Below are 21,696 nucleotides of genomic sequence, written 5' to 3' on the forward strand. Positions count from 1 at the left end.
AACCTTCTTTGGTGATTTTGCCTTCATTCAGCAATAGAATTGGTGCAACCCAAGTGGATGTTTATTAACCAAATCTGTTAAATTCACCACCTCTAGTGCTTTCAATACATCGTTTAGCCGAGAATGACGCATATTTGCAAACAAAGTGTCATCAAACAAAATACATCTTGCGACACCAAGGCAAACTGCTGGCACAAATTAGTAAGTTCAATGTCATAAATATCCACGCCGTCTAGTAGAATTTGACCGTTACTTAGCGTAACAAATCGTGGCAATAAATTAATCACCGTGGTTTTGCCTGAGCCTGAACGCCCAACAAGGGTGGCTTGCTCGCCTGCTTGGATATCAAGATTGAAATTATCCAAAAATTTTTTGGATTCTGTAGTATATTATATGTCATTATTATAAAAATGCAAGTTGTCTGCAATATGATTTAAGCAAGTGCTTCCTGTGTCATTTTCATTTTCTTCATCCATAAACTTGCACACAGAATCAGTTGCCAAAAACAGGTCTGTATGGGGATGGAAATGTTGGCAAGGTTTTTGATGGGGACAAACATCTGCATCATCGTTACGATAAACGCCATAAATTCACCGATAGTGGTCAGCCCCTTTTGGCTTTGCCATAGGGCGATAAAAATCACCACTGCCAGTGCAGTTGAACCAATGACCTCGCTGACAGGGGAGCGTGTGGCGTTGGCTTGAGTGATTTTTTTACCAAGGCGAGCGATAGTGTGATTAACATCCGCAAAGCGTTTGGTGGCTTGATTTTGTCTACCAAATAATTTCACTATACGATGACCTTGATGGATTTCATTAACAGTGCTGTTGAGTGAACCGATGGAAAATTGAGCGTGGTTGATAATATCTTTGAGCCTATCACGATAAAACTGGAAACATAATCAACACAATTAATGTTAATTGCCAGTTTAAATAAAATAAAACAAATACCAAGCCAATGACAATTAAAGTATCACGCGTCAAAACAATAAAAACATTGCTGGCGTTGCTCATTGAATTTTCAGCCATTTGAACAATATTCATCAGTACATGACCTGAGGGTGTATTTTGATAATAACCAGATGGCAATAAAAGCATTTTATCAAACATATCCTGTCTTAAATAGCTAATTGCCATCAATACCACCCAGTTTATTAAATATTGGCTCACAAAACGGCAAATACCTCTAAAAATAACCAAGCTCATAAAAAATACAGCTACAATCCATACTTTATTTTCTGTCCCCTAAATTATATGATTAAATCGGTCTTTTAGGTGGATGATGTTGGCAACAAACCCTGTATTTTGTTGGGCTGGTGCAATATTATCAGGTATACTAAAACCTTGGTTTACAAGCGGTGCAATAAAAGCCGCTAAGTAACTTTCAGATAAAGCAACACCAACGATCGCCAATAGAGCGACGATAATACGAAGCTTAAACGGTTTGACATGGTTCATCAATCGAATGAAGCTTTTGGTATCTTCTTGGGTAAATAAGCCAAAGGTAAGTTTGCCGATCATAGTGGTTATTATTAATTCGTTTGAGTGGTTTTAATTTATTTAAGATGACTATCTAGAGCAATATATGGATCTATGCCAAGCATATATCGTATCCAATTTGTGAAAGAATATTTATAAATAATTTGATTGTCTGGATTGCGGTAAGGCTTGTTCAGAAAAGCTCGCAGTTCTTCAACACTTGTTTCGATATTCCAAATCAAGATATTATGCTCATCAAAGAAATCATATTGTGCAATGTTGACATTGTTTGTAATTAGCTTTTTATCGTAATAAAGCGCTTCAAATGCTCGAAATGATAAACCACCGTGTATATCGTTCAATATATCCACGATAATATCTGCAGATTGTACATTGGTCAAATTTTCTTCAAATGAAATATAATTAGCCAAAAATGTCACAGGATAACCTTGATATGCAGTTTGTTTGTTATGGTCGTGTAATCCAGCAATCATAAATAATGGTTCAATACCTACCTTGCAAAAGCAATTTAGCATCTGTAAAACGATTGGTGTGCGTTGATCTAAATGAGATCCGATGAAATAAGCTATTATTGGACTGTTATTATCTTGCACTAGATCTTGAGCTTTTTTGACATAGTCAAAGTAAAAATTAGTAATTAAACACAAATTGTATTGAGAATATTGATGAATATCCATAGGGTCAAAAACAAAAAAATTATCAAAAAAATGTAATTTTGCAAACACATCAGGAAATCTATCTAAACCATCCCATTGATAGCCAATGGTTTTGGAGCTTATTCCTTTTATGATAGATAAAAAATTATCTGAACATAAGTCTGGTCGGATGATGAGTGTATAGTTGATATGCTTGTTTTGTTGCGAAATCTCCAAAAGCATGTTTTGACCCTCAAGGTCTCGCATTTTAGATTTGTAACTAAAATCGTTTAAAATAAACTTACGAAAAAAATTTACCAGCCTTTCATAAAGGTTTTTATATTTAAATTGAGGATGCTCGTAACTGATAACCTCAAAGCCACAAAAAGACAAATTTTTAGCAATTAAAGCATTAAGACCCATGTCCTCAGGGGCTACTAGCAGAATAGTCTTACCGGATATGTTCATAATTTCCTTTTAATGTAACTAAATTATAACTTTGTTAAGGTGCAAAATTTTTACCCAAAATTCCTGGCACTATGGGAGCTTTTATTAACCCAAAACTATTTGTTAAACAAAAAGATAACCTAATAGAAACAAATATTAAATTATGATATCATAACCTAAATTTTCTACAAATACCACCCTTTTTATTTTATGATACTATCCTTGCTTGTAGTCAATTACAATACCGAAAGCTATATTTGCGATCTACTTCAAGATCTGCTTGCTCAGACGCTGCCGACCGATCAGTGGCAGGTCGTTATCGTCAATAACAGCCGAAATGACCAGCTTCAAATCATGGTACGGCGATTTCAATCATTGCTGTCATGTACGATCATCCAATCGCCTCAAAATGTTGGGTTTGGTCGTGCAATGAATTTGGCAGCAGAACACGCTCAAGGTGAATTGTTGTTGCTGATGAATCCTGATATGCGAATGCTACAAGATGATTATCTGGAGAAATTGCTTGAGCATGCTCAGCAGAATCCTGAGTTTGGTGTGATTTCTACCCAAGTGTTGGATGATGATGGTCAAGATGTGTCAACTTATCATTATTATGAATTTGGACAAACTTTGGGTTATGATAACCAGATTTGTTGGTTTCAAGGGTCGCTGATGCTGATGGATGCTGATGTATTTACAAAGATGGGAGGGTTTGATACTGACTTTTTTATGTATTGTGAAGATGTGGATTTGTGTTACAGACTCAAAAAATCAGGCAAGCCATTATTAAAGTACGAAGCGTTAAAAATTTATCATTATGGTGGTGCAAGCGAACCTTCAAGAGGTCTAGATTTTTATTTAAAATATTTTAAATCACGCTGGCTATTTGCTCATAAGCATTTAACACCAGCTGATTTTCAGGCGTTGCTTGAAAATCAAAATCACAAAGCCAAAAACAGGGTGAGGTTTTATGGTGTGTTGCGACTTTTATCTCAGCACTATGTTGAAAAATACAACAAAAATCTGGCGACGCGGATAATTATTACTAAAATACAAACCGAGTCTGCGGATTGGTTATATCAAAAATAGACGGTCAGAGTATTTCAGCACTGATGATGAATTAGCGAAACTCGATCTTAGTACGCATGAATTGACCAAAGCTTTTTCGAATGGCGTTGGATAGTTCGCCTTTTAACTTCTTACCGATACTACGTTTTGGCTTTTGTTTGCGCTTTATGAGGCGATCATTTTCAAGACTGCTCGGCATTGACAATGTTTCAGGCATTAGGATAAACTCTTGTATGCAGATTGCTGGCAGTAGCTGATGAATCAAAATTGCTTCAGAGTCTTTAATTAAATATTCAAATACAATTACATCTATTGGCTGGATTTGCTCAGAGTTAAGGGATCTTATGATGGCAAGTAACTGCACAGCTGCTTTTTGGCTTAAGATATATCCAGCGGCACCTAGATGACTTTCTTTTAACACATGAAGAGTGCGATGATCCATGGTGCTAATACTGTCTTTGGACAGTTTTCTTTTTTGCAGAAAAGTCTCAGTCTTCACAAAATCCAAAGCATTGTCTTTTAGCCATTCATCATCACTAAAAAACAAGTGTGCATTTTCGCCCAAATAAATATCATCCTCAAAGACTGCCAGATATGTCAGATTTTCATCAATCATCTGTTGCCATAGGCACGCATGGCTCATAAAGCATGCCTTTTCGCCCTCGGTCAAAAAAGCATCGCCCAATGCCAAGCCATGCTGCTTAGCCAATTGGGTAACTTGATTTGGTGTGATGGCATCAAAAAATTCAAAATCAATCCCTTGTTTACTGAACTCTTGGGTGATGTGGGTGCGGCGTTCAGGTTTGGATTCTAGACTAATTACTTTACATTTCATAACAGTGCCACTATATCTCATTGTATAGCATCTTAGCCAAGATGCAGTTTGGGTTTATCTGTTTTAAATCAATATTTTTTAAGGTTTCGTTATAAAGATGTGCACATACACTGCGCAGCGTGGTCACATCATGAATACTGAGCGAAGGATCAAGTAATTTATTGACTTCGTGATGCTGGACTGGATAAAGCACATCCACAGGCTGAACCAAGTTTGTAATATTTAGTTTTTTTGCATAATGCGTGATCGCACTGGGTCCAATGACTCCCCAGCCCATTGTAGATAGTGTATTGGCATAACCAAACAGGCGTTTGATTCTTAAGCGCATTTTATCATAGCTAGAATACCACTCTGGGGTGAAATAAGGCTGATTGCTTAGGTTGATTAAGGTGTTTAGCATGCTGCTGTCAGCAGGCAGAGCCAATACGGCTCCATTGATGTGGCTGTCATTTTCGTAACCGAGTAGATATCCATGTTCTGGAATAGTGAGTGGCTTTAGACAATATACATCACAGTCTACATAGATGCCATTTTTGATTTTGCTTAATAAAGCATAACGAAAGATGTCCGAAAACAGTGCAAAGCTGCCACTTTTTTGATGTTTAATGATCTTGGATTTGTCCAATATCGTAGACCCATCCAGCACATGGACGCCTGTCGGCAAATTGCTGATCTCTCCATAAGTGTAGAGATTGACTTGATGCCCATGCTTGATAAATGATATTAGGCAGGCGGTGGAGATGGCATTGAGCTTCTCCCCAATCCATAGTGCGTTAATACTTGGCAAGTCTTGCCGCGTCATATTTTGTATGGTCATATCAGTCTTCTTGTTGATGAATAAACTTCTGGCGATCGACGGCGATTTGTCTTTTAACCCCTCTAGATAGGGCGATTAGTGTACGAATGCCTAGATGTAGCTGGGTGGCAATGCGATTTTTTTTGAATTGGATTTTATGAGCTAGCGTCTGTTCAAATGGCACGGTGTTTTTGATGGCACCAATTAAAGACACTGGTGGCGTTTTAATCGACACATCATAAGCAGGGCAGATCACATCTTGGAGTAGGGCGGCAGGTTCAATTTGATACAAATTCAGATTTGGGCAGCTGAAGATGAACGCATCAGCCAACGCTAAGCGATGTTGGGCCTCTGCCAATAGTTTTTTGGCACCAGATGGGAATAGGACATAGCCACCAGTGCCATTTTTTTCTAACAGCAGTTGGTAGATGGCATATTCATCCGATAAGATGCTGTGAGATGGACTGCTTGCCACGACCTTATTGCGAGGCTGCACCTCAAGATTGATCAGATCAATATTGGGATCGTTGAGCTTAGAAATCCCATCCAAAACTTGTTTAAAATCATACACTAACACTGCATCATCTTCTAAGATGGCACATGGTTGATTCTCCAAAACCACTTTTTCCCAAGCGGACTTATGGCTTAAAAAGCAAGCCATCTCGGTTTGTTTGATTAGTCTTTGACCGTGTTTGATATTATCAAGATAAAAGCGTTCGCTGATGTCGCCAACGGTCGTGGCAGGCAGTCGCTCAAATGCCATGCTTAGTCGGTCAAATTGTTGTTTTTGTAACTCAAGCCGATCGGTAGATTGTGCCAAATTAATGATAAACACTTTCATGATTGGTGACCTTTTTGATGATTATATTGCCATAATAGCAAATATTTATTAAAAGTATATTGACTAAAAATAATAGAATAAATCAAACCGTATTCGCCTTGTAAGAATCGACCATCCAAAAAATACTGCCTAATAAACTGCCAAATGGGATTGCTGATTACTTTAAATAGATTGGATGTTTTGCCTTTTTGAGCATTTTCGATTGCCCAAGCTTGGGCATAGCTGAGCCGTTTTTCTAATAAAAATAAAGGGTCCGGCGCAGTATGATGATGCAAAAAGCCAGACAGCTTGACTGTTTTTGCCCCTGCGACATCCAAAGATTCGTGTACGGTCAAATTATTAAAACCAAAGCTTTTTGGATAAAGTCGCCAGTATGCTTTGACACCCCAATGAGCGTTATCGATTTGACAACCAAAGATAAAATCCAACCGTTTTAAGCCATAGACTGTATTTTCAGGTTTTTGTTTGATGACTGCTAAAATACTATATCTAAGCTCATCGGTGATTTCTTCATCGGCGTCCAATGCCAAAATCCAGTCGCCTGTTGCATAACTTTGGGCGATTTGTCGTTGTCGCCCAAAACCTTGCCAATCGGTATTGACAAACCATTTGCCACCAAACTTTTCAACAATCTGGCGGCTGTTATCGGTGCTGCCACTGTCAAGCACGACAATCTCATCAGCAAGCCCAGTCAAGGCTGGCAATGAGATGGCAAGGTTTTTTGCCTCGTTTTTGACAATCATCACAACAGACAGGCGATAAGGGGTGGTATTCATGCTAAGTGATTAAATTTGGTTGGGTTATTTGACAACATTTTACTTAACTTTGTGAAACTTTGCCAGTGATTTTTCGGCATAATTGTGCTAAAAATCTAGCCAAAATCATCAATTATCAGTACAATAGAGTTTTTTGGCAGGGTGAAGAGATGACAAAACAGGTGATTGCATTGGGCGGTGTGGTTATGGCACTGCTGTTGGGTGGTTTAACAGGGTGCGAAAAATCCCAAAAAACAGCCGAAAATGCACAAAAGAACAAGCAGTTTGGCGTGGCGGCAGAAGAGACAGTATTTGATGGGTGCTATACCATCGACAAAGACACACCTGCAACCATCAAGATTAGCCAGCAAAATGGCGGTTATGTCATGCAAATGAAAGAACCAAAAGGCAGTCAGGCAATTTGGGACAATCCTGAAAAGCTGGAAGTGTTGCCTCTGGCACAGGGCTGGCAATATTTTTCAACCAACAGCATTGATTTGTCATCAGCCGATGCAGCGGGTGATGTGATTGCACGGGCTGATAAGATGCTAATTTTGCTACAAACTCGCCAAGCCAGTGCCAATACCAATCCAATGCTTGACAGTCGCTATGTCGTATCGCTGATGGGTGCGGTCAATACCATCTACCAAGTGCCATGCGATGATACGCCTGTTGATTTGATAAACAATTTCCATAAAAATTCACAAAAGGGCTAGAACAATGGGATTTTTGGGCTATTTATTGATGGGTTCGGTGGTGTATGTTGTTGCATTTATGATAAATATCAAACTGCTCCGCCAAAAACGCCAAACAGGCAAAATAGACAGCATGACACACCCTGTGATGATAGCATATCTGCTTGGCTGCTTTGTGGTGATGCTTGGAGTGTCGATGTTATTGGGCAGATTTGTGCTGAATCATCAAGGCTTTGACTGGGCATTTATCGGTGTCAATAGTTTGGTGGCGACGGTGATTTTTTATTTTGGGCTAAATCCTGATACCAGTCAGATGGATTTGCCTGATTGAGTTGATTGATGGACTGACAGATTGGCAAAGGCCACCATCAAAGCAAAAGCGAAATCACACCACAAGCACCCAAAACTTTGCAAATTGCCATGTAAATGTAAAAAGGTGATGATTATCTGATTTATTCATTGGTTAAACTGATATAACCATTTTATTTACCAATAAATTAATATATTTAAAATAAACAATCATAATAAACTAAATAATAAAATTCACCTTATTTTATCATAGATATAAAAATATAATAAAATCAGTATTTTATGATAAAAATTTTCTATGCTAATGATATTATATTGATATATTGATGAATTTATTATTATTTATTATTTTTATTAATAATTGGTAAATGTGCGATTATCCAAGTTTACCTTTATCAAAAAAAGGCGTATCATGATAGGCATAAATTTGACAGTAGTGCGATTGAGCAAGTTTGCTTAATTTGCCGCTTAGGTTGATTGGTTTGTTAATATTTGGAGCGATGATGAGTAATAAATTGTTTGACTTAATTGAGTCGTCAGGTGCAAAATGGGTGGATTTTCGTTTTACTGATACGCATGGCAAGGAGCTGCATTTGACTTTTCCTGCCTCAAGCATTGATGAGGATACGCTCGAGGACGGTAAGATGTTTGATGGCTCATCAGTTGCAGGCTGGAAGGGCATCGAGGCTTCGGACATGATTTTGTTGCCTGATCCAGATTCAGCTTATTTGGATCCGTTTTTTGAATCCAGACCGACAGTGGTGGTATCTTGTGATGTTATCGAACCTGCCACTTTGCAAGGCTACGAAAAAGATCCGCGTTCCATCGCTCGCCGTGCCGAAACTTATCTTAAATCAACAGGAATTGGCGATACGGCATTTTTTGGCCCTGAGCCTGAATTTTTTGTATTTGACGAGGTAAAATGGGATATTGACCAGTCAGGTGCAAGAAATGTCATCGTTGCCGAAGCGGCTGCATGGTCAACCAACAAAGACTATCCATGGGGCAACAATGGTCAGCGTCCCCATGTCAAAGGTGCGTATGCAGTAACACCGCCTGTGGATCATTATCATGAAATGCGTGCAGTGATGTGCGATCGCCTTGAAGATATCATGGGCGAGGGGCGTGTTGAGGTGCATCATCACGAAGTTGCTTCAGGGCAGTTGGAGATTGGTGTGTCATTTAACACCTTAGTAAAAAAAGCCGACGAAGTGCAGCAGTTTAAGTATGTGATACAAAATGTTGCCAATCAATTTGGCAAAACTGCCACTTTTATGCCCAAGCCAATCGTTGGTGATAATGGCTCTGGTATGCATGTGCATATCTCTATCGCCAAAGACGGTGTTAATACTTTCTCTGGCGATGAATATGCAGGTCTATCAACCACTGCACTACATTTTATCGGTGGTGTCATCAAGCATGCTCGTGCATTAAACGCCATCACCAACCCAACTGTCAATAGCTACAAGCGACTTGTGCCACACTTTGAGGCACCGATCAAACTTGCGTATTCGGCATCAAACCGCTCGGCATCGATTCGTATTCCTCATGTCTCAAGCCCAAAAGCTGTGCGTATTGAGGTGCGTTTCCCTGACCCTGCAGCAAACCCATATTTGTGCTTTGCGGCATTGTTGATGGCGGGAATTGACGGTATCGAAAATAAAATCAATCCGGGCGAGGCAGCGGATAAAAACCTATATGATTTGCCACCTGAAGAAGAGGCACAAATTCCAACTGTCGCCGAAAATCTTGAGACAGCTCTAAATGCTCTAAAAGATGACCATGCGTTTTTGTTAAAAGGCGATGTGTTCAGCAAAGAGATGATTGATGCTTATATTGAGCTAAAAATGCAAGAAGTGCAAAAATTAAACGAAGCGGTGCATCCGTTGGAGTTTGATTTGTATTATCGCTGCTAATGCAGACAGTCTGTACCCCAAGCCTTGTGTTTGGGGTATTTTTTAAGATTTTTCTGCAAAATTTGCCAATTTCGGCTACAATGCAGCTTGTGGCAATGTTGATTGATCATTGCCAAATCATCATGAAAATTAAACCGATAAGTATGACAGACAGTATGCACACCAAGCCTAACATTGCAAAAGCAGCAACTTTACAAGCATCAGAACAGCTGTATGATGTCATCATCATTGGTGCAGGCGTGGTTGGCATGGTGGCTGCCATTGCATTGGTGCAGCGTGGCTATCAGGTACTGCTGCTGGACAATAAACCATTGCCAGATGAGGCGGCTTTACAGCAGCGACTTAGGGTACGAGATGCTCGTGTTTATGCAATGAATCGTGCCAGTATTGCATTATTAAAAACGCTGGGTGCTTGGCAGTTTATCAAACGCAAAGCTGACTTTGACAAAATGCAGGTCTGGGGTCGTGATGATTTTGGGGAGTTGATATTTTGTGATGATGATAAGCAAGGGCGTTGTCAGCCGCTTGGTTCGATGGTGGAACCATCTGTGCTTGATGAGGCATTGTGGCAGTGTGCCAAATTGGCAGATCGGCTTGATTTGGCATTTGCTGCAACGCTACTTGGTGATGGCATGGCGATTGATGAACGAAGCGATAGGGTGATTGTTCGCTATCAGCAGCATGGCACGCATAAGGTGGCACAGGCAAAGCTACTTTTGGGTGCTGATGGTCGGCATTCGCTGGTGCGTCAAGCGATGGCGGTGGGGGCGGCGACACTTGATTATCATCAAAAGGCGATTTGTTGTGCTATTTATACCGACAAACCGCATGATAATACAGCACGGCAGGTAATGCTGCCGACTGGTACACTTGCGATGTTGCCGATGGCACATTTGCCAACTGATGACAAAACAAATCGCTGGCATTCGGTTGTGTGGAGCTTGCCGACAGCGTTGGCGGATACTTATCTTGCCGAGTATCAGCGTGATGAATCATTGCTAAAAAATCGGCTGGCTCTTGCAAGCGGCTATGAACTGGGCATGGTGGCAAAACTTGAATCGCTGGCAAGTTTTCCACTGTCTGCACAAGCTGCCAAACGCTATTATAAAGGTCGGCTGGCACTGCTTGGCGATGCAGCACATGGCGTGCATCCATTGGCAGGGCAAGGGCTAAACTTGGGTTTGTCTGATGTGGCACAGTTTTTGACATTGGTGGACAAATATCATCACAAATCACCTCTGCACCCACAGCTGCTGCACGATTATCAGCGAGCGACAAAGAGCCATAATGAGCTGATGATGCACAGCTTTTCTTTGATTCATTTTGCCTACGCATCAGGCTTGGCTGATGTTGCCATGCTGCGTTATTTGCGTAGTGAATGCAGCCATCAGATTGCCAAAATGCCCTTTGTGATAAGGCAGTTTATCAAGCGAGCCAATCGCTAGCTGCAAAGCCAAGTTTCGGCAAAAGACAACACCACCTATGGATTTTGGCAGTTTTATCACAAGACGATTGGCAAAATTTTACGAGCTGGGTTTATGGCAGCAAGATGGAATATAAAAGCTGGACAATGTCAATCGTCATAGGTTTAATTAACTAAATAAATTATTAAGTTAATTATCAATATGTCAAGCCTTGAGCTTGTTATTGTGTGGCTTGTGTTTAACCATGCCTTTGTTGCCTGTGGGCTTACAATCAGGTATTTTGGCAGATGGTATCAGCCATATCGTGATGAAAAACTTAGCCAAATGAGCTAAAAAACACCATCAAAACAGGGGCGGCGACATTGGTAATAAAGCCAAAGCTGATGACCGTTGGCATAATGCGTGTACCACCTGCTTGCAAGATGGTTGGCAGGGCAAAATCAAGGCTGGTAACACCACCCAGTCCAATCGCCGCCGAAGCTGAATGACGCATCACCAGTGGAATAAAAATCAGGGCGATAATCTCGCGTGCCAGGTCATTTAGCAGGGCAACACTGCCCCAAATCGCCCCATAAGCGTCCGTGATGATTGTCCCTGACATTGAATACCAGCCATAGCCTGATGCCACTGCCAAGCCTTGCATTACGCCAACTTCATCAAACATTAAGGAAAAAATCGCACCGCTGATACTGGTAAAAATCATAAATATTGCACTGATTTGTAAGCCTAATTTATTAATCAATGCTTGCCGTAGGCTGATACCAGAGCTTTTTAGCCCAATACCGACCAAAAATAACAGCAGCATAAGCAGTACCGTGGTGGTCTTGTCAGGGGGTAGAAAATTTGCTGGTAAAACTCTACCCATGACAAAGCCCAGCACCAGACAGACAAGCTGAACCAGACTGCCGTGTAGGCTGATTTTTGGTTTGTTTGTAGGGTTTGTTGGGTTTTGGGCGTTGTGATGGGTGTGCAATTTGTCAAATATCACCAAGCTAATCAGTCCAGCACTGATGGTCAGCCCAATGAGTGCAAACAGATATTTGGCAATATCATCAACTTTTTTTGCCAAGTCATCAACCAGCCCAAGCTCGATGCCGATGACGATGAGAATAAGATACACCAAGCCGTTCAATGCCTGCTCGCTTGTTTTTGCCCATGATTTGGATATCGGCAGCATAAATCCAATAAACATTGGACTTAAAATCAGCAGCAGTGTTACTATCCCTTGCATAATGACTCCACAGTGGCTTGGTTGCTAAAAACGATATATTATAACACTTTTAAGCAAAAATACCACAATTTATGGCATTAATTTTGCCAAGATTGTGGCGAAGTTTGCCTATTTTGGCAATTGTTTTATCAAAATCATCACTTGGGGCAAAATACATTTGGATTTTTGTCCATTTTGGCGTAAAATTGACAGTTTGTGCTGCCAAATTTGACAGCAAAAATAAACCAAATCAATGAGCATAAGCTGGAATTGTCAGCGATGGCAGTTTGTGCTTTTAAGTCCAAAAAGGTGTGTTATGACAGATCCAAAACTTGCCCAAAAACAAGCCGCCGCCAAAGCTGCCCTTTCTTATATTGATGATGGGATTATTTTGGGCGTGGGGACGGGCAGTACGGTTAATTGTTTGATTGACTTGTTGCCACAGGTGCGTATCAAAGGGGCTATCGCAAGCTCTGAAATTACCGAGAGTCGCTTAAAGGCATTGGGCATTGAGATTTTTGATCTTAACCAAGTTGGCGAGCTGGATTTGTACATTGATGGGGCGGACGAAATCGATGCTCATGGCAATATGATCAAAGGTGGCGGCGGTGCGTTGACGCGTGAGAAAATTGTTGCTGCAGCTTGTAGGCGTTTTATTTGCATGGTTGATGACTCAAAAGTTGTCAGCAGTCTGGGCAAATTCCCTGTGGCGATTGAGGTTTTGCCGCAGGCTCGCTCTTATGTGGCACGCCAGCTGGTGAAATTGGGTGGCGAGCCTGTGTATCGTGAGGGCTTTGTTACTGATTATGGCAATGTTATTTTGGATACTTATGATTTGATTATTGATAATCCTGCCGAATTTGAGCAACGGTTAAATAACATTGTTGGTGTTGTTTGTAATGGTATTTTTGCCGCCCAGTCAGCAACACTGATGCTAAAAGCACACGAAGGTGGTGTGCAGACGGTGCAATTTTAGCAAGATTTTGTTTGGGCTGGCAAAGTGGATGCCGAGCGGTGTTGGTGATTGAATTGATGCCTTGTTAGCACAATCACCAACCGCCAAGTGGCAATAAATTTGGGTAATTTAACGCCACATATCCTCATCACTGCGTGGCAAATAATAAATATAAAAGCTAACAAACATCACAAGCAGCGATAGGGTGCTGATAAATATCACAGGGGCAAAGGAGAGATAAACCGTTGCCAAGCCAAGAACAAAGGGCAAAAATCCTGCAATGATGGCGATGGCAAAGTTTAGAATAACTGCAACGCTACTTAGGCGAATTTTGCGAGAAAATAACCGCACAATGACCGAAGGCATCGCCCCGATAATGCCTGACGCCACCCCAAAACTGGCAAAATACCAAAGTGGGTTATCGCCATCGGTACGCAGGTGATTAAATAATAGCACCGCTTGCAATGCCAAGAATAAACTGCCCAGTATCAAGACAACCCCTGCATTAAATCTATCAACCAACAGTCCAAAGACAACAGCACCCATCGCCATGCTGATGGCAATCACCAGATTGGCACGCCACAGCAGTGCTTCGGAGATGCCAAAACTTAGGTCGATTAATGAACTAAGCAAAGTTGGGGTGAATATCAGCAGGCTAATAATCGCAGCAGTGAGCGTGCTGGCAATGATTAGACCGATAAACATTGTTTTGGTAATGAGCTGGTGAAATAGCCAACTGGCAACTTGGCAGATGGTATCAAATGCCCAGCCGATACGCTTGGTTGTGGGTAATTTGGCGATGGTGAGAGCATCAGGGTGATGATTGGTTGCCAAATCAGACAACCGCACCGTGCTGATTGTGCTTGGTTGCTGATTTTTATTACCAACAAAGATGGGGCTTTCTTGTAGTTGGTTGATAAGAGGTAGCACAAGCAGGCTTGCCATGGCACCGCACAGCAATGCCACTCGCCAGCCGTAGCTGAACATCTGCTCATAGCTTAGCGTGCTATCAAGCCAGCTGATTAGCATAATGACGCACGGCATGGCAAGCACGCAACCTGCCAGCACACTGCCACAGCCCAGCCCCAGATTGCGTGTGGGCAATCGCTCGGTGATATACACCCAGACGGTAGGCATGATGGCAGCAGTGGCGATGCTTTGGGCAAGTCGCACCACAACAAACAGTATCGCTGCAAGCCAGCCAATATTGGCATAAGTGGGCAAAATAGCCATCAGTACCGTAGTTGCTATCAAGGCAAGCAGGCTTGGCTTAAGTATCGCTTGCCGTCCATGATGATCGCCATAACACCCAATCAGCAATCCTGCCAGTGGTCTTAGCACATATCCTGCTGCAAGTAATACGAATAATTGTCCATACGCCAGCCACGACTCTTGGCTATTGCCAAAAAATACAGGCAGTAGCAACTCTGATAAATACAATACAATGGCAAAATTAAAAAACTCGGTAGCCAAAATCAGGCTGGTGATGCAGATGGCTTGCAGATGCTGACGGGTCAGTTGTGTTGGCATGGCATTCTTCCATTATCAAACCGCTTACAAAACAAGAAAGCATCGTGCAATGTTTGGAGGTTGGTAAAATTGATAAATTGTTATTATTGTACCTGAAAGTTTACAAAAAAACAGCATTTTTTATACAATATTTCTTATTCATTGGTAAATATTGCAACAATCAACTCCAAGCTGATATATTGCCACATTATAATAGCCAATCAATCGGCAATAGGCTTGCGATATTGATAATCACACGGTCTTTGCGATCCATATTTGGCTCGCTGTCATAGATAACTGCTTTGCCGTTTTCGATGGTGTGCCATTGAATATCACCTGTATCAGACAGCTTTAATTCATAGGCTTGATTGGCAAGCGTGCCGTTATTGGATAGGGCGTTGTGCAGTTGCTTGGCAAGTTTTGGGTCTTGGATTAATACGCCAAGCTCGGTGTTGATATTTGCTGAGCGAGGATCGACATTGTATGAGCCGATAAATACTTTGTCATCATCGACCGCAAATGCTTTGGCGTGTAGACTGGTGGTGCTTTGTTCTCGTGTACGCCAAAAACGATTTTCGTTTTCTTCGACACTTTGGGCGGTGGATTTGATTTCAAACAATCGCACGCCAGCAGCCAGCAGCTGTTTTCGCCAATGAGCATAGCCTGCATGGACAATACCAACATCGGTGGCATCAAACGAATTGGTCAAAATCGTAACTTGCACGCCCATTTTGGCAAGTTTGGTCAAAGTGTCAACGCCTTGTTTGGTTGGCACAAAATACGAGGAAATGATACTAAGCTGGCTGTTTGGTTGCCCCAGCCTGCGTTGTAATTTGCTCACCAAAAAATCATCAAGACTTGCCTGATTGCTTAGTTTTTTGACATCGTCAGCCAACAAATCAATCGTTGTCCAAAAAAACGGCACTTGCTTATCCAGTAGTTTTTGTCCAATGGTAGAGTTTTGCATGGCATGGCGATAAGTGCGTAAGATGCGTTCGCTTTCGGCGACGGTTTTTGATTGCTGAATGTCATCAATCACGCTTGGCTTGACAATATCCGTAAAGCTTTGTTGGTCATCACGAACCAAAGTCTCAATATCAAATGACAGTGGCGATGACCAATAGCTCTCAAAACTATCGGTAATGCGACCGACCACTTCGCCAACCAGCATGACATCAAGGTCGGCAAAGTTATTCTCGGGGGCATTGTTGAGATATTCATTGCCAATGTTGCGACCGCCAATGACACTGATTTTGTTGTCAAAAGTCATGCTTTTGTTGTGCATTCGCTTATTGCTGCGGGCAGGGTGTGCTAGGTAGTTGATGCTTCTTAGTTTGCGATAGGGCAATGGATTCATCAGACGCACGGCAATGTTTGGGTGCTTGGCAAAACGCACAAGCAGCTGATCTAGATCGCTTGAGCTATTAAAATCATCAAGCAGCAATCGGATAATCACCCCTCGCTGTGCCGCCTCCCAGAGGTCTTTTAGCATGAGCTGGCCTGCCTCATCGTTATGCCAAATGTAGTATTGTACATCGATGGTTTGGCTGGATAAATTTGTCAAAGTGCTGCGAGAGGCAAAGGCATTGGCACCTGTGGCAATCGGATAATAGCCTGACAAATTGGGATAGTATTGGCTTTGTTCATTGATGGCGGTAATTAAATTGCCCACGCCACCGCCTTGCTTGATTAGTTGATGCCGCTTTTGGGCTTGGCTGGTAAGCAGCTGGCTTTTTGGCAAATGTGGTGATTTTGGCAGACTGGCACACCCTGCCAATAGGGCAACAATCAGCACGGTGGCAATATTTGCCAACAATCGGCGATAATGAACCATATTTAATCCACCCAAAATACAATGCGTGCAGCGTACGGCAAATTTGGCACAATTATAATACAATAAGCCAGTCTTAGCCAAAGGCAGGTTTGCGGCGTGGCAGAGCCTCCAAAAATTCTTGGCGTGCTTGGGTGTTTTGTGCAAATTCACCAAGCATACTGGTGGTGCGTGTGGTTGATTGTTGTTTGCCAACGCCACGCATCATCATGCACATATGGCTTGCGTCCATGACGACAGCAACGCCGCGACAACCTGTCAAAGATTCGATGGCGGTGGCGATTTGCTTGGTAAGATTTTCTTGGATTTGTAGGCGGCGAGCATACATATCGACAATGCGTGCAACTTTGGACAGTCCTAAAACCTTGCCATTGGGCAAATAGCCAACATGAGCCACGCCATAAAACGGCAACAGATGATGTTCGCACAATGAATAAAATTCGATATTTTGCACCAAAACCAGCTCTGGATTGTCCGAATCAAAGATGGCATCATTGGCAACCGTTGCCAAATCTTGATGATAACCGCGTGTCAGATAGCCAAATGCTTTGGCAGCACGCATGGGTGTATCAAGCAGTCCATCGCGTGTCAGATCTTCGCCTGCCTTGGCGATAATCTGGGCATAATGCTCTGCCACAGCGTTATAATCAGGGATAAAATTTGCAGTATCAGAATTTGACATGGCTTTCACAAAATAAAATAAAATTACAAAAAAGCTATAGCTTAGCATAAATTTGGATTTTATAAAGCAAAATCGGCAAATTTATTTGATTTTTCGATGATTTTGGACAAATTAGCAGTGTTTGTGGCAATCAGGCAGGCTTTGCTGTTGTTTGCCATGCCAAATATTTGACTGGGTTTACATTTGTACCAGATTTTGTCGCACAATTTTATTTTCCGTGTTATAATGCCCAAAACTTTCTTACAAAAGGACAGATTATGCTACTTAAAGGTCAGCGTTTTTTGGTAACTGGCATTGCCAGTAAATTATCCATCGCTTGGGCAATTGCTGAGAGCTTGCACCGCGAGGGTGCTGAGCTGATTTTGACTTATCCGAATGACAAAATCAAAAAACGAGTTGAAATGGCAGCCGAGGCATTTAACGCAACTGCTGTCATTGAGTGCGATGTGGCATCTGATGCCTCAATCGATGCGTGTTTTGCCGAAGTTGCTAAGCACTGGGGCGATGGCGAAAATCGCGGACTAAACGGCATCGTACACGCCATCGGCTTTGCTCCTGCCGACCAGTTGGACGGCGATTTTACCAACGCTACCACGCGTGAGGGCAGTCAAATCGCCCACGATATTTCAAGCTATAGCTTTGTGGCACTTGCCAAGGCAGGTCGTGAACTGCTGGCAGCCAGACAAGGTTCGTTATTGACCTTGACTTATGAGGGCAGTATTTCGGTGTTGCCAAATTATAATGTCATGGGCATGGCAAAGGCAAGTCTTGAGGCATCGGTGCGTTATTTGGCATCGTCATTGGGCGGTGAGGGTATCCGTGTCAATGCCATCAGTGCAGGGCCGATTCGTACGCTGGCAGCCAGTGGTATCAAGTCATTCCGCCGTATGCTTGATGTCAGCGAAAAAATCGCTCCACTGCAACGCAATGTCAGCCAAGAAGAAGTTGGCAATGCGGCATTGTTTTTGTTGTCGCCATGGGCAAGTGGTGTAACAGGTGAGATTTTGTTTGTTGATGCAGGGTTTAACACCGTTGCCATCAGCGAGCAAATCATGGCAATGGCAGCAGACGAAGAATAAGCTGTGATTTTATAAACCACAAAAACCAAACTTGCTAAGCTGGGTTTGGTTTTTTTTGTGGAAGCTACTAAGCGTGTTTTTGCTTTTCGTTTGTTGGCTTTTTTGATATGATAATGGCAATTATGTGTTAATATTGGAAATGATGATGACAAAGCCTTTTTTGATTGCTCCTTCTATTTTGTCGGCGGATTTTGCACGCTTGGGCGAAGAGGTACAAGCGGTACTTGATGCTGGTGCTGATGTGGTGCATTTTGATGTGATGGATAATCACTATGTGCCAAACTTAAGTTTTGGCCCGATGGTTTGCCAAGCACTAAAAAACTACGGCATCACAGCACCGATTGATGTGCATTTGATGGTTTCGCCTGTTGATGGCATGATTGAGAGTTTTATTCAGGCGGGGGCGGATATCATTACTTTTCACCCTGAGGCAACACAGCACATTGATCGCAGCTTGCAATTGATAAAAGATGGCGGTGCCAAATGTGGCTTGGTGTTTAACCCTGCAACACCGCTGCATTATTTGGATCATACCATTGATAAAATTGATCAGATTTTGATCATGAGCGTAAACCCAGGGTTTGGCGGTCAAAAATTCATCGAAAGCACCTTGCCAAAGCTGCGTGCGGTGCGTCAGCGTATCAATGACAGTGGCAGAGATATCCGCTTGGAGATTGATGGTGGGGTTAATGTGGATAATATTGCCGCCATTGCCGAAGCGGGGGCGGATATGTTTGTGGCAGGTTCAGCGATTTTTAATCAGCCCGATTATCGTGCTGTGATTGATGCGATGCGTAACAGACTTGCTGCATTTGCCAGCAAATAAGGGGATTGCTATGAATCATGATACTCAGCGAACAAATCCGCCAGCCAAGCAAGGGGGAGCTATTGGTGTTGTGCCGATGGTGTTTAGTGTTGGTTTGTGCCTTGCGACGATTGTCTTGAGTGCGGCAGGATTTGGCTTTCGGTTGATGTTTGGCGATCCGCCAGAGCAGGTATTTAGACAGGCTGCTGTGATTGTGCCTGCATTTGTCGTGGTATTGCCGATGATGGTTTGGCTTGGTAGCATTGGGCTAAATAAGCTGGGCAAGGCACACATTCACCCACGCAACGCATGGACTTTGGGCTGGTTATTATCCACGGTTGCGTTATTGTCCATCATGGGGGTATATAGCTGATGCTGGATAAACTAATTCCTGATGCCATCACCCCTGATGGCATTCCCAAGGGCTTAATTTTGTTGCTTGTGGTCGCTTGCTTGCTGATTGGCTTGGCAGGACTGCGTTATGGTGGCTGGGAGGGCTGGCTGCATACTTTTGAGAATTGGCTCATCTGTCTGATTATTATCCCTGCTTGTACCGCCTTGGTTGCCGCACCGTTAAAATGGCGTGATGACAGCTTTGATATAAAGATGGCTTATTATCTGGGTATGTTTGTGGCGTTATTATTTATGATTGCCAAGCTGCGATACTGGCGGTGATATTCTTTGGACAAACAAACCTTGAAAAATTATAAAACAATGCCATAAAGACCGTATATGGGCTTGCCCCAATCTTAAAATCACAAGCACCATGTGGCAGACAACCATCATTGAACAAGTGGTTGTTTTGTATTGGTTAAAAATGCCACAGGTGCCAGCTGATTGCTCAAATATAAAAGTAGGTTTATGATGACGGATTTGACTTCTTCGACCATTAGCGATGCTGTTGAAAATTGGCAAGAGATGAGCAGTGATGAGTGTTTGGCATTTTTAGAGCAGCTTGAGCAGCTTGAGCTGGATCTTGACAGGGCGTTTGAGCTTGTGCTAGAGCTGATGTCCAAAGAAATTGACAACAGTCGCAATGATGTCATGAAGGCACTGTGGGATAAGGCTGCCAATCTAAGACATGCTCAAATACAGGCCAATCCAAAGGCAAATCGCCTGATGAAATCGTATCGAGAGCTAAAGGAGAGATTGCAGCAGATGACAAACAAGCAAGACAAGCCCAAGAGCGATACACAAGAGGACATGGAGGCGACCAAAGATACTGCCAAATCCAAACCAGTTTTTGGTGAGTTTCAGCAAGAGGCATTGCTTGAGTTTATGGAAGAAGAGTCAGGTGCGATGATTTTGCGAGAGGTGGGCAAAAGCGACCCATTGGTAAGCATTGAATTTTCTGAACAGGTCAAAGATATGCTGGGGGGTGATGTACATTTGGTCGCTCAGGCGATGATTCATGCTGCCATTAGTAGTGTGGTGCAGCGTCAGGCGAATTTTTGGCACGCACATATTTATGATGAAGAGCCAGTGCATTATAGCTAAGAGTATTTGCTATAGAAGATTTGGATTTGCCCTTGATGTGATTGATTGCATCAAGGGTTTTTTGATTGTAATCGATATGGGAAGATTTGACCAAAATAACCGTTATGGAGAGATTGATACATATGCTATGGTAAGGTTATCGGCACTGGAGTGTCAAGGTAGGTTTGGTGTATTATTTTAATAAATATTGTATTTTTATTAAATATACATGGTAATTTTATTAATTAATACGAATAAACCTTCGCTCGGTAATGATAATATCCATGCTTTTGTCCCATGCTTGTCTGGGTAGGCTATCCACCAGCTGAAAGTCATAGCACCAAGCGATTTTTAGGCAATTGGGTGCATGGGCAAAAGTGCGGTCATAATATCCACCACCCATGCCCAGCCGCAGGCCTGTCTTGTCAATGGCGACAGCAGGGCAAATGATGGCGTGCATTCGTCTGGCATCAATCTTGTGGGTGGTGGGTTCTGCCATACCCAGATGGTGCCGTCTTAGCGGTGTTTTTGCCAGTGGTTGATAAATGGGAGCAAAGCGAAGTGGCTCGCCGTGCCGTGTGATGGGCAAAAAGCCCTGATGGCCATAGCGTTGGCAAAACTTTGCCAATGGCTCGGTGGGCATCTCGCCAAAACTGTCCAAATAAAAAGCAATGTTGGCATTATTTGGCAGTACAGAAAATAGCTTGGGCAAAAAACGACTCGCCAAAGAGGCACAGTGTTGCCTTGTGGCAGCGTCCAACAATCGCCGTTTTTGTCGCATGAATTTGCGGTAATCGGCGGCCAGAAGCAAGGGGGCTGATTGCGTCATATTTATGATAATGATTATTATTAACTATTGAAATTGATTGTGCATTGTGTTATGCTGACTGTGATTAGCCTATCATAAATTTGCTATTTTACCAACCATA

The 21,696-nt window shown here is 42.4% G+C and carries 22 protein-coding genes and 2 pseudogenes; 11 read left to right on the top strand and 13 right to left on the bottom strand.

What is annotated here, in order from left to right:
* Positions 1-113: 113 nt before the first annotated feature.
* From EL162_RS10290 to EL162_RS06075, 4 genes and pseudogenes are all read right to left on the bottom strand, one after another.
* Entirely contained in the window at positions 114-365 is a 252-nt protein-coding gene (locus tag EL162_RS10290; protein WP_259772313.1) for an ATP-binding cassette domain-containing protein, read from the bottom strand.
* A gap of 68 nt (positions 366-433) precedes the next feature.
* Positions 434-1,205, bottom strand: a pseudogene (locus tag EL162_RS10295) (ABC transporter permease).
* A gap of 39 nt (positions 1,206-1,244) precedes the next feature.
* Positions 1,245-1,520: a hypothetical protein gene (locus EL162_RS10300; RefSeq protein WP_259772314.1), complete on the bottom strand. Its 276-nt coding sequence runs from the start codon at positions 1,518-1,520 to the stop codon at positions 1,245-1,247.
* A 35-nt stretch (positions 1,521-1,555) separates the two neighbouring features.
* Positions 1,556-2,602 (bottom strand): WaaS/CpsH family glycosyltransferase, encoded by a 1,047-nt coding sequence (locus EL162_RS06075; RefSeq protein ID WP_126330812.1) that lies wholly within the window; start codon positions 2,600-2,602, stop codon positions 1,556-1,558.
* Between the two features lie 201 nt (positions 2,603-2,803).
* Between EL162_RS06075 and EL162_RS06080 the strand changes: the two genes are divergently transcribed.
* Entirely contained in the window at positions 2,804-3,670 is an 867-nt protein-coding gene (locus EL162_RS06080; RefSeq protein ID WP_170161422.1) for a glycosyltransferase family 2 protein, read from the top strand.
* Positions 3,671-3,701: 31 nt separating this feature from the next.
* Here EL162_RS06080 and EL162_RS06085 read toward each other — a convergent pair whose 3' ends face one another.
* From EL162_RS06085 to EL162_RS06100, 4 genes and pseudogenes are all read right to left on the bottom strand, one after another.
* Complete coding sequence (locus EL162_RS06085; RefSeq protein ID WP_170161423.1) at positions 3,702-4,484, bottom strand: glycosyltransferase family 25 protein; 783 nt, start codon at positions 4,482-4,484, stop codon at positions 3,702-3,704.
* A 10-nt stretch (positions 4,485-4,494) separates the two neighbouring features.
* On the bottom strand, positions 4,495-5,301 hold the full coding sequence (locus EL162_RS06090; protein WP_227543385.1) for a glycosyltransferase: 807 nt from the start codon (positions 5,299-5,301) through the stop codon (positions 4,495-4,497).
* 1 nt (position 5,302) lies between these two features.
* Complete coding sequence (locus EL162_RS06095) at positions 5,303-6,121, bottom strand: glycosyltransferase family 25 protein (protein ID WP_126330819.1); 819 nt, start codon at positions 6,119-6,121, stop codon at positions 5,303-5,305.
* A pseudogene (locus EL162_RS06100) lies at positions 6,121-6,897 on the bottom strand (glycosyltransferase family 2 protein); the annotation flags it as partial. The pseudogene EL162_RS06100 and the gene EL162_RS06095, both read right to left, overlap by 1 nt.
* Positions 6,898-7,046: 149 nt before the next feature.
* Here EL162_RS06100 and EL162_RS06105 point away from each other — a divergent pair.
* The 4 genes from EL162_RS06105 (at position 7,047) to EL162_RS06120 (ending at position 11,241) form a co-directional block, all read left to right on the top strand.
* Positions 7,047-7,592 carry a hypothetical protein gene (locus EL162_RS06105; RefSeq protein ID WP_126330823.1) on the top strand — a complete coding sequence of 182 codons (546 nt, stop codon included), beginning with the start codon at positions 7,047-7,049 and terminating at the stop codon, positions 7,590-7,592.
* Positions 7,593-7,596: 4 nt separating this feature from the next.
* Positions 7,597-7,902: a hypothetical protein gene (locus EL162_RS06110; RefSeq protein WP_126330825.1), complete on the top strand. Its 306-nt coding sequence runs from the start codon at positions 7,597-7,599 to the stop codon at positions 7,900-7,902.
* A 481-nt stretch (positions 7,903-8,383) separates the two neighbouring features.
* Positions 8,384-9,796 carry a type I glutamate--ammonia ligase gene (glnA, locus tag EL162_RS06115; RefSeq protein WP_126331690.1) on the top strand — a complete coding sequence of 471 codons (1,413 nt, stop codon included), beginning with the start codon at positions 8,384-8,386 and terminating at the stop codon, positions 9,794-9,796.
* A 143-nt stretch (positions 9,797-9,939) separates the two neighbouring features.
* Positions 9,940-11,241, top strand: a complete 1,302-nt coding sequence (locus EL162_RS06120; RefSeq protein ID WP_126330827.1) for an FAD-dependent oxidoreductase — start codon at positions 9,940-9,942, stop codon at positions 11,239-11,241.
* A gap of 295 nt (positions 11,242-11,536) precedes the next feature.
* Here the strand turns inward: EL162_RS06120 and EL162_RS06125 are convergent, their stop codons facing one another.
* Positions 11,537-12,451, bottom strand: a complete 915-nt coding sequence (locus EL162_RS06125; RefSeq protein ID WP_126330829.1) for a LysO family transporter — start codon at positions 12,449-12,451, stop codon at positions 11,537-11,539.
* A 295-nt stretch (positions 12,452-12,746) separates the two neighbouring features.
* Between EL162_RS06125 and rpiA the strand changes: the two genes are divergently transcribed.
* A complete protein-coding gene (gene rpiA / locus EL162_RS06130; RefSeq protein ID WP_126330831.1) occupies positions 12,747-13,406 on the top strand; it encodes a ribose-5-phosphate isomerase RpiA in 660 nt (219 codons plus the stop codon).
* A 108-nt stretch (positions 13,407-13,514) separates the two neighbouring features.
* On the opposite strand, the gene EL162_RS06135 is transcribed toward rpiA, so the two are convergent.
* The 3 genes from EL162_RS06135 to folE form a co-directional block, all read right to left on the bottom strand.
* A complete protein-coding gene (locus tag EL162_RS06135; RefSeq protein ID WP_126330832.1) occupies positions 13,515-14,915 on the bottom strand; it encodes an MFS transporter in 1,401 nt (466 codons plus the stop codon).
* 187 nt (positions 14,916-15,102) lie between these two features.
* Positions 15,103-16,728 carry a phospholipase D family protein gene (locus EL162_RS06140; RefSeq protein ID WP_126330834.1) on the bottom strand — a complete coding sequence of 542 codons (1,626 nt, stop codon included), beginning with the start codon at positions 16,726-16,728 and terminating at the stop codon, positions 15,103-15,105.
* Positions 16,729-16,801: 73 nt separating this feature from the next.
* Positions 16,802-17,407, bottom strand: coding sequence for a GTP cyclohydrolase I FolE (gene folE, locus EL162_RS06145; protein ID WP_126330836.1), 606 nt, complete (start codon positions 17,405-17,407; stop codon positions 16,802-16,804).
* Between the two features lie 257 nt (positions 17,408-17,664).
* On the opposite strand from folE, the gene EL162_RS06150 reads away from it, so the two are divergent.
* The 5 genes from EL162_RS06150 to EL162_RS06170 all read left to right on the top strand — a co-directional run bounded on the left by EL162_RS06150 (position 17,665) and on the right by EL162_RS06170 (position 20,788).
* Complete coding sequence (locus EL162_RS06150; RefSeq protein ID WP_126330838.1) at positions 17,665-18,486, top strand: enoyl-ACP reductase FabI; 822 nt, start codon at positions 17,665-17,667, stop codon at positions 18,484-18,486.
* A 145-nt stretch (positions 18,487-18,631) separates the two neighbouring features.
* Positions 18,632-19,312, top strand: a complete 681-nt coding sequence (rpe, locus tag EL162_RS06155) for a ribulose-phosphate 3-epimerase (RefSeq protein WP_076555761.1) — start codon at positions 18,632-18,634, stop codon at positions 19,310-19,312.
* A 10-nt stretch (positions 19,313-19,322) separates the two neighbouring features.
* Complete coding sequence (locus EL162_RS06160) at positions 19,323-19,664, top strand: hypothetical protein (RefSeq protein ID WP_126330840.1); 342 nt, start codon at positions 19,323-19,325, stop codon at positions 19,662-19,664.
* A complete protein-coding gene (locus EL162_RS06165; protein WP_076555760.1) occupies positions 19,664-19,966 on the top strand; it encodes a hypothetical protein in 303 nt (100 codons plus the stop codon). Before EL162_RS06160 ends, EL162_RS06165 begins: the two co-directional genes overlap by 1 nt.
* 186 nt (positions 19,967-20,152) lie before the next feature.
* Positions 20,153-20,788: a hypothetical protein gene (locus EL162_RS06170; RefSeq protein WP_227543386.1), complete on the top strand. Its 636-nt coding sequence runs from the start codon at positions 20,153-20,155 to the stop codon at positions 20,786-20,788.
* A 220-nt stretch (positions 20,789-21,008) separates the two neighbouring features.
* Here EL162_RS06170 and EL162_RS06175 read toward each other — a convergent pair whose 3' ends face one another.
* Positions 21,009-21,596 (bottom strand): 5-formyltetrahydrofolate cyclo-ligase, encoded by a 588-nt coding sequence (locus EL162_RS06175; protein WP_126330842.1) that lies wholly within the window; start codon positions 21,594-21,596, stop codon positions 21,009-21,011.
* Positions 21,597-21,696 lie beyond the last annotated feature (100 nt).

Source organism: Moraxella cuniculi, assembly GCF_900637105.1.
GTDB classification, from domain to species: domain Bacteria; phylum Pseudomonadota; class Gammaproteobacteria; order Pseudomonadales; family Moraxellaceae; genus Moraxella; species Moraxella cuniculi.

What these genes read in the sequence shown, in the direction of transcription:
- EL162_RS06170 (WP_227543386.1), top strand. Translation starts at nt 20,153, where the DNA reads ATGATGACGGATTTGACTTCTTCGACCATTAGCGATGCTGTTGAAAAT.
- EL162_RS06140 (WP_126330834.1), bottom strand. Translation starts at nt 16,728, where the DNA reads ATGGTTCATTATCGCCGATTGTTGGCAAATATTGCCACCGTGCTGATT.
- rpiA (WP_126330831.1), top strand. Translation starts at nt 12,747, where the DNA reads ATGACAGATCCAAAACTTGCCCAAAAACAAGCCGCCGCCAAAGCTGCC.
- EL162_RS06075 (WP_126330812.1), bottom strand. Translation starts at nt 2,602, where the DNA reads ATGAACATATCCGGTAAGACTATTCTGCTAGTAGCCCCTGAGGACATG.
- EL162_RS06105 (WP_126330823.1), top strand. Translation starts at nt 7,047, where the DNA reads ATGACAAAACAGGTGATTGCATTGGGCGGTGTGGTTATGGCACTGCTG.
- EL162_RS06085 (WP_170161423.1), bottom strand. Translation starts at nt 4,484, where the DNA reads ATGAAATGTAAAGTAATTAGTCTAGAATCCAAACCTGAACGCCGCACC.
- EL162_RS06135 (WP_126330832.1), bottom strand. Translation starts at nt 14,915, where the DNA reads ATGCCAACACAACTGACCCGTCAGCATCTGCAAGCCATCTGCATCACC.
- rpe (WP_076555761.1), top strand. Translation starts at nt 18,632, where the DNA reads ATGACAAAGCCTTTTTTGATTGCTCCTTCTATTTTGTCGGCGGATTTT.
- EL162_RS06125 (WP_126330829.1), bottom strand. Translation starts at nt 12,451, where the DNA reads ATGCAAGGGATAGTAACACTGCTGCTGATTTTAAGTCCAATGTTTATT.
- EL162_RS06160 (WP_126330840.1), top strand. Translation starts at nt 19,323, where the DNA reads ATGAATCATGATACTCAGCGAACAAATCCGCCAGCCAAGCAAGGGGGA.
- EL162_RS06110 (WP_126330825.1), top strand. Translation starts at nt 7,597, where the DNA reads ATGGGATTTTTGGGCTATTTATTGATGGGTTCGGTGGTGTATGTTGTT.
- EL162_RS06095 (WP_126330819.1), bottom strand. Translation starts at nt 6,121, where the DNA reads ATGAAAGTGTTTATCATTAATTTGGCACAATCTACCGATCGGCTTGAG.
- EL162_RS10300 (WP_259772314.1), bottom strand. Translation starts at nt 1,520, where the DNA reads ATGATCGGCAAACTTACCTTTGGCTTATTTACCCAAGAAGATACCAAA.
- folE (WP_126330836.1), bottom strand. Translation starts at nt 17,407, where the DNA reads ATGTCAAATTCTGATACTGCAAATTTTATCCCTGATTATAACGCTGTG.
- EL162_RS06150 (WP_126330838.1), top strand. Translation starts at nt 17,665, where the DNA reads ATGCTACTTAAAGGTCAGCGTTTTTTGGTAACTGGCATTGCCAGTAAA.
- EL162_RS06165 (WP_076555760.1), top strand. Translation starts at nt 19,664, where the DNA reads ATGCTGGATAAACTAATTCCTGATGCCATCACCCCTGATGGCATTCCC.
- EL162_RS06090 (WP_227543385.1), bottom strand. Translation starts at nt 5,301, where the DNA reads ATGACCATACAAAATATGACGCGGCAAGACTTGCCAAGTATTAACGCA.
- glnA (WP_126331690.1), top strand. Translation starts at nt 8,384, where the DNA reads ATGAGTAATAAATTGTTTGACTTAATTGAGTCGTCAGGTGCAAAATGG.
- EL162_RS06120 (WP_126330827.1), top strand. Translation starts at nt 9,940, where the DNA reads ATGACAGACAGTATGCACACCAAGCCTAACATTGCAAAAGCAGCAACT.
- EL162_RS06175 (WP_126330842.1), bottom strand. Translation starts at nt 21,596, where the DNA reads ATGACGCAATCAGCCCCCTTGCTTCTGGCCGCCGATTACCGCAAATTC.